This window comes from Arenibacterium halophilum (assembly GCF_005938225.1).
Taxonomy (GTDB): domain Bacteria; phylum Pseudomonadota; class Alphaproteobacteria; order Rhodobacterales; family Rhodobacteraceae; genus Arenibacterium; species Arenibacterium halophilum.
In genome coordinates this window covers 148,364-160,811 of the sequence record NZ_VCPC01000004.1, presented here as the reverse complement: position 1 = coordinate 160,811, position 12,448 = coordinate 148,364, and the positions used below count along the sequence as shown (strand labels likewise).

General features: G+C 64.8%; 13 protein-coding genes. 3 read left to right on the top strand and 10 right to left on the bottom strand.

The features are described 5' to 3' along the window. The first annotated feature begins 3 nt into the window (after positions 1–3). Positions 4–1,194, top strand: coding sequence for an ABC transporter permease (locus tag FGK64_RS17690; RefSeq protein WP_138865185.1), 1,191 nt, complete (start codon positions 4–6; stop codon positions 1,192–1,194). On the opposite strand, the gene FGK64_RS17685 is transcribed toward FGK64_RS17690, so the two are convergent. From FGK64_RS17685 to FGK64_RS17650, 8 genes are all read right to left on the bottom strand, one after another. Continuing rightward, positions 1,191–2,441, bottom strand: a complete 1,251-nt coding sequence (locus FGK64_RS17685) for a lytic murein transglycosylase (protein ID WP_138865184.1) — start codon at positions 2,439–2,441, stop codon at positions 1,191–1,193. The two genes, FGK64_RS17690 and FGK64_RS17685, sit on opposite strands and share 4 nt — an antisense overlap. Before the next feature lie 137 nt (positions 2,442–2,578). Then, positions 2,579–4,840 (bottom strand): ribonuclease R, encoded by a 2,262-nt coding sequence (gene rnr, locus FGK64_RS17680; RefSeq protein ID WP_138865183.1) that lies wholly within the window; start codon positions 4,838–4,840, stop codon positions 2,579–2,581. 31 nt (positions 4,841–4,871) lie between these two features. Further along, on the bottom strand, positions 4,872–5,450 hold the full coding sequence (locus tag FGK64_RS17675; RefSeq protein ID WP_138865475.1) for a TIGR04282 family arsenosugar biosynthesis glycosyltransferase: 579 nt from the start codon (positions 5,448–5,450) through the stop codon (positions 4,872–4,874). 19 nt (positions 5,451–5,469) lie between these two features. Beyond that, complete coding sequence (gene dapE, locus FGK64_RS17670; RefSeq protein ID WP_138865182.1) at positions 5,470–6,615, bottom strand: succinyl-diaminopimelate desuccinylase; 1,146 nt, start codon at positions 6,613–6,615, stop codon at positions 5,470–5,472. A gap of 10 nt (positions 6,616–6,625) precedes the next feature. Then, a complete protein-coding gene (locus FGK64_RS17665) occupies positions 6,626–6,991 on the bottom strand; it encodes a hypothetical protein (protein ID WP_138865474.1) in 366 nt (121 codons plus the stop codon). A 90-nt stretch (positions 6,992–7,081) separates the two neighbouring features. Next, on the bottom strand, positions 7,082–7,333 hold the full coding sequence (locus FGK64_RS17660) for a GlsB/YeaQ/YmgE family stress response membrane protein (RefSeq protein WP_138865181.1): 252 nt from the start codon (positions 7,331–7,333) through the stop codon (positions 7,082–7,084). Positions 7,334–7,450: 117 nt separating this feature from the next. Beyond that, entirely contained in the window at positions 7,451–8,278 is an 828-nt protein-coding gene (gene dapD / locus FGK64_RS17655) for a 2,3,4,5-tetrahydropyridine-2,6-dicarboxylate N-succinyltransferase (RefSeq protein ID WP_138865180.1), read from the bottom strand. Positions 8,279–8,341: 63 nt separating this feature from the next. After that, on the bottom strand, positions 8,342–9,274 hold the full coding sequence (locus FGK64_RS17650) for a threonine/serine dehydratase (RefSeq protein ID WP_138865179.1): 933 nt from the start codon (positions 9,272–9,274) through the stop codon (positions 8,342–8,344). A 75-nt stretch (positions 9,275–9,349) separates the two neighbouring features. On the opposite strand from FGK64_RS17650, the gene FGK64_RS17645 reads away from it, so the two are divergent. Together FGK64_RS17645 and FGK64_RS17640 are read left to right on the top strand one after the other, a co-directional pair. Beyond that, the gene (locus tag FGK64_RS17645) at positions 9,350–10,192 is read left to right on the top strand and encodes an LOG family protein (RefSeq protein WP_138865178.1); all 843 of its coding nucleotides are present in this window, start codon (positions 9,350–9,352) and stop codon (positions 10,190–10,192) included. A gap of 124 nt (positions 10,193–10,316) precedes the next feature. Continuing rightward, positions 10,317–11,333: a calcium-binding protein gene (locus tag FGK64_RS17640; RefSeq protein ID WP_138865177.1), complete on the top strand. Its 1,017-nt coding sequence runs from the start codon at positions 10,317–10,319 to the stop codon at positions 11,331–11,333. A gap of 19 nt (positions 11,334–11,352) precedes the next feature. Here the strand turns inward: FGK64_RS17640 and FGK64_RS17635 are convergent, their stop codons facing one another. Next, positions 11,353–11,562, bottom strand: coding sequence for a hypothetical protein (locus tag FGK64_RS17635; protein WP_138865176.1), 210 nt, complete (start codon positions 11,560–11,562; stop codon positions 11,353–11,355). 113 nt (positions 11,563–11,675) lie between these two features. Then, positions 11,676–12,446, bottom strand: a complete 771-nt coding sequence (locus FGK64_RS17630; protein ID WP_171054133.1) for a DsbA family protein — start codon at positions 12,444–12,446, stop codon at positions 11,676–11,678. Positions 12,447–12,448: the final 2 nt, after the last annotated feature.

The window sequence follows — 12,448 nt, the reverse complement described above, 5'->3', positions numbered from 1 at the left end:
GATATGAGTGACGTGATCCTGACCGACACCGGAAAGAAACCGCTGTCCTTCTCGCTTCCGGTCCTTGCCGCCGCTGGCGCCTTCGCGGGCATCTTCGTGGGCGCGGCGCAGGGCTCTTCCCTGCTGGGCATCGTCGGCGGCGCGATCCTGCTGGCGATCCTCGGCTTCGTCTGTATCGAGGTGCTGGGCCGCAAGGCGGAAAAACCCGCCCGCTGGGGCATTCTGGCGCTGTTTGCCGTGGCCGGGTTCCTGTTCGGAGGCATCCCCGGGCTGGTCGTCGGCGCGCTGTTCGGCTGGTTCTTCGGCTGGTTCATCTACTGGATCGGTTTCAACCGCTACCGCGCGCACCTTGTGCCCTACCTGACCTCGGGACAGGTGCTGTGGCACTATGCCTTCCGGGTGATCTGCGGTGCAATCTTCGTGTTTCTGATCACGCCGATCCTTGTTGTGATGCCGCTCAGCTTCAACGCGGAAAATTTCTTTACCTTCACGCCGGAAATGCTGCGCTTCGACCCCGAAGGCTATTCGCTGAAACACTACCGCGACTTTTTCACCAACTCCGACTGGCAGGCAGCGCTGCGCAATTCTGTGATGATCGCTCCGGTCGCGACGATCCTGTCAGTAGGCTTTGGCACGCTTGCGGCCATCGGCCTCAGCCAGCCGCATGTGCCATTCCGCCGCGCGATCATGGCGATCCTGATCTCGCCGATGATCGTGCCGCTGATCATCTCGGCGGCGGGGATGTATTTCTTCTACTCGCGGATCGGGTTGCAGGGCACGTTCTTTGGCGTGGTTCTGGCCCACGCGGCGCTGGGCATTCCCTTTGTCATCATCACGGTGACGGCGACGCTGGTCGGGTTCGACCGTTCGCTGACCCGCGCGGCGGCCAACATGGGCGCCGATCCGGTCACGACCTTCTTCCGGGTGCAGATGCCGCTGATCCTGCCGGGCGTGATCTCGGGCGGGCTGTTCGCCTTCATCACCTCCTTCGACGAGGTGGTCGTGGTGCTCTTCGTCGGCTCGGCGGGCCAGAAAACCCTGCCCTGGCAGATGTTCACCGGCCTGCGCGAACAGATCTCGCCCACGATCCTTGCGGTTGCGACGATCCTCGTGGTGATCTCCATCGCGCTGCTGACCGTGGTCGAACTGCTGCGCCGCCGCTCGGAACGCTTGCGCGGGATGAGCCCGGGTTAACCCTGCCGCAGCCGCTCCAGCAACCGCAGAGAGGCATAGCCATCGGGCATCAGCCCGGTGGCGACCTGATAGGCCCGCACCGCGTTGATCGTCAGCGGGCCGATCCGTCCGTCCACCTTCTGTGTGTCGAACCCCTGCGCGGTCAGCCGCGATTGCAGTTCCTTGCGTTCATCAAAGGTCAACGCGCGGTCGCCCACGGGCCAGTCGCCCTGGATCGGGCCACCGCCCATGATCCGGTCGCCCAGGTGCCCGACGCCGATCACATAGGCATCGGCAGTGTTGTAATGCTCCAGCACCTCGAAGTTGTCGAAGATCAGGAAAGCCGCGCCGCGCCCGCCCGCCGGCAACAGGACCGAGGCCAACCCGTGATCCGGCACCGACTGCCCGTCCACGCCAAGCACACCTGCCTGCGCCCAGTCGGACGGCAGCCGCGTGATCTTGCGATTGGCCTGCGTGTAATCGAACCCCTCGGGCAGCCGCACCTCGACCCCCCAAGGCTGCCCCTTGGTCCAGCCGAAATGTTTAAGGTAGGCTGCGGTCGAGGCCAGCGCATCCGTGGGGTCGTCGCTCCAGATGTCGCGCTTGCCATCGCCCGTGAAATCGACCGCGTGTTCCATGAACGATGTGGGCATGAACTGTGTGTGCCCCATCGCCCCGGCCCAGCTGCCCCGCATGTCCCGCGCAGTCACATGCCCGTCCTGCAGGATGCGCAGCGCCGCCATCAGCTGACTTTCGAAAAAATCGCGCCGCCGCGGGTCATGCGCGAGCGTCGCTAGGCTCGCGATGGTGCTGTCCGATCCGCGAAACGCGCCATAGGCGCTCTCGAGCCCCCAGATCGCCACCACCACCTGCCGATCCACGCCATAGGCTGCCTCGATCCGCGCCAGCACATCGCCATGCTGCGCCAGCGCCGCGCGCCCGTTGGCAATGCGTGCCTCCGAAACGGCAGTCGAAAGATACTCCCAGATCGTCTTGGTGAATTCCGACTGGTTGCGGTCGCGCCGGATCACCTCGGCCACCGGAGTCACCCCACTCAACGCCGCATTCAGAACACCCTCGGAAATCCCCTCAGCCCGCGCGCGGGTCCGGAAATCGGCCAGCCATTCCGAAAAATCCACATCCACCTCCGCGCTTGCCGGACGGACCACCGGCCGCACCGAAGCATCGGGCGAGGTCGCCCAGCCCTCATGGGAAAAGACGGCAAGGGAAAGAACGGCAAGGGTCGTTGCCCCGGAAAACCTGCGCATGATCGTTGTCCTGCGGAATCTGCTCTGCGCCGATCATACCGCGTGCCGCGCAAATTCCAAAGCCCGCCCGCGCCTCTTGGCAATCCCTTGCTTCTTCTTTGTCCAAATACTCACCTGCGCAACAGTCGCGCCGCAGCTCAACGCCGCTTGCGGGATACCTTGCGCTTTACCTTGTCGGATTTACGCTTCGCCGGTCCCACTTTGCGGCGCGGGCTGGTGCCCGGACGGCGCTTGCTGCCATCACCGCGCGGCAGCGCCTGATCCTCGATCGATAACAGCTCGAGTTCCAGCCCGCCCGTGACGGGCACCGCATCGGTGATCCGCACAGTCACCCGCTGGCCGATACCGATGGTTAGCCCGGTATCCGACCCCATCAGGGTTCCGGCGTCTCGGTCGAAATAGAAATACTCGCGCCCCAGCGACCGGATCGGGATCAACCCGTCTGCGCCGGTCTCGTCCAACTTGGCAAAGGCGCCGAACCGCGCGATGCCGCTGATCCGGCCGGTGAATTCATTGCCGACCCGCTCGCTTAGATAGGCCGCAAGGTAGCGGTCCGTGGTGTCGCGCTCGGCCACCATCGAGCGGCGCTCGGTGTCCGAGATATGCTGCGCTACCTGATCCAGCCGCTCAATTTCGTCGGGCGACAGCCCGTCTTTGCCCCAGCCATGCGCCGTGATCAGCGCGCGATGCACGATCAGGTCGGAATAGCGCCGGATGGGCGAGGTGAAATGTGCGTAGTTCCGCAGCGCCAGCCCGAAGTGGCCGAAATTCTCGGGGTTGTAATAGGCCTGCGTCATCGACCGCAGGGTCGAAATGTTGATCAGCTCGGCATCGTCCGATCCAGCCGCCTGGTCCAGCAGGCTGTTCAGATGCCGCGTCTGCAAAACCTGTCCCTTGGCGAGCGTGAACCCCGCCGCCTTGGCAGTTTCGCGCAGCGCGTCCAGCTTCTCTGGCGAGGGTTCTTCATGCACCCGGAACAGCAGCGGTGTCTTCCTGGCTATCAGCGTCTCGGCGGCGCAGACATTGGCCAGCACCATGAATTCCTCGATCAGCCGGTGCGCATCCAGCCGGTCGCGGAAGGCGACACTGGTGACCTTGCCGCGCTCGTCCAGAATGATCCGCCGCTCGGGCAGATCCAGGTCCAGCGGCTGCCGTGCCTCGCGCGCGGTGACCAAGGCGCGATAGGCGGCATACAGCGGGCGCAAAACAGGCTCCAGCAGCGGCCCGGTCGCATCGTTCGGGGTGCCGTCTATGGCGTCCTGTACCTCTTCATAGGCCAGCGACGCGCCCGAGCGCATCAGACCCCGGTGAAAGCTGTGGTCCAGCTTGGTCCCTTCGGCGTCGATCCGCATTCGAACGGCGATCACAGGGCGCGGCACGCCTTCGTGCAGCGAACACAAATCACCCGACAGCCGGTCGGGCAGCATTGGCACCACGCGGTCGGGGAAGTACGTCGAATTGCCCCGCTTGCGCGCCTCGCCGTCCAGTGCGGTGCCGGGGCGCACATAGGCGGCCACATCGGCAATCGCGACCCAGATCACATGACCGCCTTCGTTGTCCGCCGCCTCGTCGGCATGGGCATAGCAGGCGTCGTCATGGTCGCGCGCATCGGCCGGGTCGATGGTGATCAGCGGCAGATCGCGCAGATCCTCGCGGCCCGACAGGCCGGCGGGCTTCGCCGCATCCGCCTCGGCGATTGCCGCGTCTGAAAAATGATCGGGGATGCCGTGCTGGTGAATCGCAATCAGCGACACCGCCTTGGGCGCACCGGGGTCGCCCAGCCGTTCCAGCACCCGCGCCCGGGCCAGCCCCAGCCGACCCTTCGGCCCGGCCAGTTCGGCCTCGACCAGCTCGCCGTCCTTGGCGCCGTGCATCGCGTCTTCGGCCACCTGCCATTCGGACATGCCGGATTTGTCGATCGGCACGATGCGCCCGCCCTCGGCCGTCTTGCGGAACACGCCAAGGATGCGTTTCGGGTTCTGGCCGATGCGCCGGATCAGCCGCGCCTCGTAATTATGGTCGCCCTCGTGCACCACCGTCAGCCGAGCCAGGATCCGGTCGCCTTCGCCCAGCGCCGGGTCCGATGCGCGCGGGATCACCAGCACCACGGGTTCGACGCCCTCGCCCTGCCATTCCAGCGGCTGCGCGAACAGGTCGCCATTGGCGTCGGGCGCCTTGACCAGCAACACGCTGACCGGCGGCAGGCGATCCGGGTCGCTGTAGGACCGTTTGCGCTTTTCCAGATGGCCCTCGGCTTCCAGCTCTTTCAGCATCCGCTTCAGGTCGATCCGCGCAGCCCCCTTGATGCCAAAGGCTTTGGCGATGTCGCGTTTGGAATTGAGGGTTGGATGGGCGGCGATCCAGTCGAGGATCTCGGCCTTCGTGGGGATTTGGCTCATGCCTTCCGCGTAACACGGCCCGGGCTGCGCGTCATTGGCAAAAACGCGGGCGGGGGCGGTGGTGCAGATCGGCGGCGGTATCGACATCCGCCAGCGTATCGACCTGCGCAATGTCCCAGCCGTTCAGCGCGGCGCGGCTGTCGGCCAGCGCATGGGGCGAGGACCAGCGCACACCGTCGAGCATATCCACGCGCGCCAGCCCGCCCCGGCGCAGCCCGACCAGCCAATAGCCCCCATCGGGCGCGGGGCCGAACACGGCCTGCGCGCGCCCCAGTGCAGCAAAGGCGCGGGCCACATGGCCGCGGGTGGTGCCGGGAATGTCGGCGCCGATCACGCAGACCGGCGCGCGCGGGCAACGGCTCATCGCGCGGGCCATGCGGCGGCCCAGATTGCCACCCCCCTGCGGGACGCGGGGCAGATGCCCGGGCCAGATGCGGGCGTTGGTGGCGCTGGTGTCGGGGCTGACCGCCAGAACCAGCCGCCAGCGCGGATCGTTCAGCCGCCGCAGCAGGTCGCGCAGCTGGTGGCGAAACCACCATGCAGCAGGCACCATCCCGATGTCCGCCCCCAGCCGCGTTTTGACCCGTCCCGCGCGCGGTACCTTGACCATCACGATCAGGCAGGGGCGGTCACGCAAAGTAATCGGCCAGGATTCGGGAATAGATGCGTTTCAACTGGTGGATCTGGTCAACCGGCACCTGTTCGTCGACCTGATGCATCGTCTTGCCCACCAGCCCGAATTCGACCACGGGGCAGTGGTTTTTCACGAACCGCGCGTCCGACGTGCCGCCGGTGGTGGACAGAACCGGCGTAACCCCTGTTTCCGCAGCCACCGCCGCCGACACCAGATCGGACAGCGCGCCCGGAGGCGTCAGAAAGCTTTCGCCCGAAATCTTCACCTTCATGTCGATCTGCACGTCGAAGTCGCCCGCAACAGCATCGGCCTCGGCGCGCAGCCAGTCGGTCAGCGCGGCGCCGCTGTGTGTGTCGTTGAAACGGATGTTCACCGTGGCGCGGCATTCGGCCGGGATCACGTTGGTGGCGGGGTTGCCGGTGTCGATGGTGACAACCGCCAGCGTCGATGCATCGAAATGATCGGTGCCCTTGTCCAGCTCGTGGCTGGCCAGCCGGTCCATCAGCCGCGCGATGGCGGGAAGGGGGTTTTTCGCGCGGTGCGGATAGGCCGAATGCCCCTGTACCCCGCGCACGGTGAACCATGCGCTCATCGAGCCGCGACGCCCGATCTTCATCATCTCGCCCATGCGCTCGGGGCAGGTGGGTTCGCCGACCAGACAGACCGACATCGCCTCGCCTGCCTGATCCATGTGATCGAGAAGGGCGGTGGTGCCGTCCAGCGCGTCGCCTTCCTCGTCGCCCGTGATCGCAAGAATCAGGGCGCCGTCGGGTGGCGTGTCGGTGACGTAATCCACCGCCGCCGCGACGAAAGCGGCCACGCCGGATTTCATGTCGGTCGCGCCCCGCCCGTACAGGATGCCATCCTTCACCACGGCGCCAAAGGGCGGCACGCTCCACGCGGCTTCGTCGCCCACGGGCACCACGTCGGTATGACCGTTGAAGCCGAAGGTACGGGCGTGGCCCTTTTCGCCCCAACGCGCGAACAGGTTGGCGATGCCGCCCCGGTCCACGCGGGTGCAGGTGAACCCGGCCTGCGACAGCACCCGCTCCAGCAACTCCAGCGCGCCGCCTTCCTCTGGCGTGACCGAGGGGCAGCGGATCAGGTCGGCGGTCAGGGCGGCGGGGTCGATGGGGGGCATCACGGCTCCTTCAGTTGGGCGCGTCGTCTTCGTCGATATCGGGGCGGTCGCCGAAAAACGGGGTCATCTGCGCGACGATCACGGCGTTTTCATCCAGTGCGCGCTGCATCAGCTCGCGCTCTTCCTCGTCGATCTCGTGCCCGGCCTCTTCCCGCTCGGCCAGCGTGCCATAGCCGGTCACGTCCAGCGGCGCGGTATCGGCCTGTTTCAGGATGGCAACGGTTTCGCGCACGGCCTCGGCCTCGTCCACGCCCGAGGCATAGCACATCAGCGCGGCCCCGGTGGACCCCTTGGGCAGCCCGTCGCCGGATTTGCGCCCGATCTGGACCAGCAGGGTGAAGACCTGTTGCTTTTTCTTGGGTTTGTCCTGCGCCATGAACGTCTCCGGTGACACGTTCCGCGCTGATATGGCAAACGGGGCCGCGCCGCAATGGGCGGACCCCGTCTGATCGTCCAGTCGTTCGGCTTATGCCCGCCGCACGGCCCGGTAACCTGCGATCAGCAGGCAGGCGCCGATCACGCCGACCACAAGCTGACCGATCCAGCCGCCCAGCGTCGCGCCCATGAGCGCGACCAGAATGAAGTTCAGAACCAGCGCGCCGACGATCCCCAGAATGATGTTCGTCAGCAGACCGTGATCCGCCTTCATGATCTTTTCCGCGATCCAACCGGCCAGGGCGCCGACGATGATGGCTGCGAGCCAACCAATACCTTGCATGATGCTATCCTCTCGAACTGTTGAATGGTTAACGGCTCAAGGGCGAAACGGTTCCAACGGCACGAAAAAGGGCGGCGCGCTGGTGCGGCCGCCCTTCGTCAAGTCCTGCAGCTTGGGTCAGTCGCGCAGCAGCTCGTTCACGCCGGTTTTCGAGCGGGTCTTTTCGTCGACGCGCTTCACGATCACGGCGCAGTACAGGTGCACGCCGTTCTTGCTCGGCATCGAGCCTGCGACGACCACCGAATAGGGCGGCACTTCGCCATAGAACACTTCGCCGCTTTCGCGGTCGAGGATCTTGGTCGACTGGCCGATGAATACACCCATCCCCAGAACCGAGCCTTCGCGCACGATCACGCCTTCAACCACTTCCGAGCGGGCACCGATGAAACAGTTGTCTTCGATGATGGTGGGGCCGGCCTGCATCGGTTCCAGCACGCCGCCGATGCCGACGCCGCCCGAAAGGTGCACGTTCTTGCCGATCTGGGCGCAGCTGCCCACGGTGGCCCAAGTATCAACCATCGTACCGCTGTCGACATAGGCGCCAAGGTTCACGAAGGACGGCATCAGCACCACGCCCGGCGCAACATAGGCCGATTTGCGCACCACGCAGTTGGGCACGGCGCGGAACCCGGCCTGTTTCCACTGGTCATCGCCCCAGCCCTTGAACTTGCTGTCGACCTTGTCCCACCAGCCGCCGCCCTGCGGACCGCCGCTTTGCGCTTCCATGTCCTTCAGGCGAAAGCCCAGCAACACGGCCTTTTTCGCCCATTGGTTTACGTGCCAGTCGCCGTTGTCCTGGCGTTCCGCCACGCGCAGCGTGCCGCTGTCGAGCGCGTTCAGCGTTGACTCGATCGCCTCGCGGGTTTCGCCGGTGGTGCCGGGGGTGATCGTGTCGCGCGCGTCCCACGCGGCTTCGATGGCTGTTTCAAGCTGGGCGTTCGACATGGTGTATCCTCTTTTCGCAGGCTTCAGGCGCTATAATCCGCACGGGGGGCGGGCGCAATCTGTTCAGGTTTCGGTCAAAAACGGATCGGGCGCGACATTCGCGCCGCAGATCAGCACGGCCACGCGTTCGCCGGGTTCGGGACGATAGGCGCCGCTGGTCAGCGCCGCCAGCGCGGTGGCCCCGGCCGGTTCGACCAGTTGGCGCGCGCGTTGCCACAGCTGGTGCTGCGTCTTGGTGATCGCGTCGTCTTCGACCAGAACCGATGTAACGCCGACCCGGCTGGCCAGATCGTAGCAGATCGACCCGATCCGGCGGGCACCCAGCGCATTGGCCGCTACGCCCGAAACCGAAACATCGACAGGTTCACCAGCCTTCAACGCCGCGTTCAGCGCGCAGGATGTGGCCGGTTCCACCGCCACCACCTTGCGCCGCCCGTTCAGCCAGGCCAGCGCCCCGCCGATCAGCCCGCCGCCGCCCACGGCGATCAGCACGGTATCGGCCTGCAATCCCTGTTCTTCCCATTCGCGCATGCAGGTGCCTTGCCCGGCGATCGTCAGCGGCGCGTCATAGGCGTGTATCTGCATCGCTCCGGTCTTGGCCTCGTAGTCCTGCGCCGCTTCCAACGCGTTGGCGTATTCGCCGGGCACCACGCTCAGATCGGCCCCGGTGGCGCGGATCAGCGCGATTTTCGACGCACCTGCCATTTCCGGGACGAAGATCCGCGCGGGATGGCCCAGCGCGCGCGCCGCAAAGGCCGCCGCCGCGCCGTGGTTGCCGCCGCTGGCCGCCACGATCCCGGCCTTGGGCACACCGCCCGCCAGCAGCGTGTTGAACGCGCCGCGCGCCTTGAAGCTGCCGGTGTGCTGCATCTGCTCCAGCTTCATCTCGACCGGAAAGCCCAGATCGAAGGCGGTCGTGTTCAGCACCGGCGTCACCGCGGCATGGCCCGCGATCCGCTGCGCCGCGCTTTCGATGTCGGCTGTCCAATCCGTCATATTGTCCCCAATGCTGGCCTATCCCGCGCGAAACCTATAGATCGGGCGCAAAGGTGCAACCATGGATCAGACCGCATGACCGACGACCACCGCAGCCCGTTTCGCGATGCGCATGCAGACAGGGCGACGGCCACCCACGTGCCCGACACGCCGCAAACCCGCGCGCCCGCCTATCGCCTCGCCTTCGCCGATGACGATTTCCTGTGCCGGGAAGAACTGCGCCCGGTGCGGCTGCAACTCGAATTGCTGAAACCTGCGCTGATGCTGGACGAAAACAACATCGAAAGTACGGTTGTCCTGTTCGGTGGCGCGCGCATCCCCGAGCCGTCGAAGCGCGATACCGCACGCACGCAAACGCTGGCCGATCTGTCGGAATTCTACGCCGAGGCGCAGGAATTCGCCCGATTGATGACCGAGAAATCCAACGCCAGCGGTGGCCGAAAGCATGTGATCGTGACAGGCGGCGGCCCCGGCGTGATGGAGGCGGGCAACCGTGGCGCGGCTGACGCAGGCGGCAAATCCATCGGGCTGAACATCGTGCTGCCGCATGAACAGGCGCCGAACCGTTATGTCACCCCGGATTTGTGCTTTAACTTCCACTACTTCGCCATCCGCAAGATGCATTTTCTGATGCGGGCGAAAGCGATCTGCGTGTTTCCGGGTGGCTTCGGCACGCTGGATGAAATGTTCGAGGCGCTGACCCTGATCCAGACCGGCCGGATGGAGCGGGTGCCTTTCCTGCTGTTCGGACGCGATTTCTGGGAAAAGATCATCAACTGGGACGCGCTGGCCGAGGCGGGCACCATTTCCGCCGACGATCTGGACCTGTTCCGCTTTGTCGAAACCGCACAGGACGCGGTACGCCTGATCGACAACTGGGAACCTGCGCCACCGCGCGACCGCATTCCGGGGCGGTAAGGCCACAGGCCCGACTGTCGAGCCTTGCAAATTGCAAAATCTGTTGCCGGGTTTCGGCTTTGGCCTTAGCAGATATTTCGCGCGCGTTTGGTCGCGCGGGATTATTGCAGGGTTTTGTTGAAACATGCCGAAGTCACTGATTAACGGGCTGACGCCCGAACCGCTGTTCTATGCCGATGTATTTTCGCTGGTCACGCAGGGGCGGTTCGCCTTTGACGATCAGGATTGGGCCGCTGCGCTGCCGTCGGGCAAGCGCGCCGCGTCGATCACGATCTCGACCGAATACACCTATCAAATCCATAACCAGCCCGATTTCACTATGGAAGCCGGGCTGACCTTCTATGGCAAGTTCCGCAAGGTCGATGGCGACTGGACAGGCCGGATCACCCAAGTCGAATTCGAACGCGACGGCGTGGAGGTGGGCGATATCCAGATCCGCTCGGGCGTCGATTTCTCACGCGTGCAAGATGTCAAACCCGTCGGCTTGATATGGAATGAACTGACGGTGACGGGGCTGAAAGGCAGCCTGACCTCGGCGCAGGATTACATCAACGGCTCTCTGGGCGATGACATCATCTTTGCCGGGGGCGGACACGATTATATCAATGCCTCGCGCGGAAATGACCGGATATTCGGGCAGGCCGGAAATGACATGATCGACGGCTTTGATGGCGACGATTACATCAATGGCGGCGGTGGCGCGGATCAACTTTATGGCAAAGGCGGCAGCGACACCATCCTTGGTGGTGGCGGGCGTGACAAGTTTTACGCCGACTTCACGGGCACCAACGTCTGGACCGGCGGCAAGGGCGGCGATTTCTTTCAGGCGGGTGGTTATCACTGGAGCGGCGTTGCCGTCACCCGCGTGACCGATTTCAACCGCAGCGAACGTGACAAGCTGGACCTGCGCGAACAGTCAGAGCTGTTGTTCAATTCGGTCGATGAAGTCCGCTATATCGGCAAGCGCGCATTCTCGTATGACGCAGACGTGCTGGAAATTCAGATGCGTGACGGATTGGTCAAATTGAACACCGGCGATGGCCAGTTCATCGAATATGCGCTGCAACTGGACGGGCTGACCACCTTTAAGGCATCGCAGACCAATTGGATCGCGCTGCCCGACGGTTGGGATTTCAGCTAACCTTTGAAGGCTCTGCCGGTCAGTGAAAGTTGACCGGCAACAGCCCAAGTGTAGCACCGTCGCGCAGCTGGGTGACGATGCAGCGGCCATTATCTTCGCGGATGCCGTACCCATACCCCGCCAGCCGGAATTTCCATTCGCGCGCCGAAAGCGCCTTTTTGCGTTCGTCGCGCAGAAAGTCCAGCAGCGGCGCGTCCAGCAGCGTGTCCGAGATCAGTACATGTTCCATGGCAGAATTTCCGTGCCCATTGTTTCAATAGGTTCAGACTAGCGTGGCGTTCGGGGCCTAATTCGCACGGGCTCGGGGTAATTTCGGGGCAGGGTGCCGGGAAACTGTGTCGCTCAGGAAAACGATGACACGGTTTTGCCGCAATTCGCAGGCCATGCGGCATCCGCCTGTTCGATCTCGATCAGCTTTTCCAGCCGCTCTTGCGTGACATTCCCCACCAGCAACGTGCGCCCCACCACCATCGCCGGGGTGCCGGGAATGGCGAACAGCCGGGCCAGTGCGCGCGTGATGTCCAACTTGGCAGAGACATCGGCGCTGCCCAGATCGGCGCGCAACTGGTCGGGGTTGAGCGACAAGGCCCGCGCCACCCGGTTCAGCCCCGGAACGCCGGGCGGCACCGGAGTTTCCATCAGCATCCGATGCACGGCCCCATGCGCGCCCTGTTGCGCCGCCGCCAGCGCCAGCCTTGCCTTTTCAACCGAGCGTTGGCCCAGCAAGGGCAACTCGTGCAGCGTCACCGCGATGGGCGCGCCGGAGTCCTCCAGCCGCTGCACCACGCGGCTGACCGCGGGGCAGTAGGTACAATAGTAATCGTTGAACAGCGCCAGTGGCACCCGGCCCGACGGCACCTCGCCGAACAGCAGGTCGCAGGCGGCGCTACCGGTCAGATCGTCGGCAGGCGTTTCTGGCTGCGCGTCACCGATGCCGATCAGCGCGATCGGGGTGTTGCCACCGCTGATCGCGCCAAAGGGCACCTGCCGGAACCCGGCGGGGCGGTCCATCGGTTCAAAGGTGAATTCGGGCTGAAGCGCGGCGTAAATCTTCGGCACCGACAGCGCTCCCGCCGCCAGCCCGCCGATGATCAGCAGATCGCGGCGCCGCATAG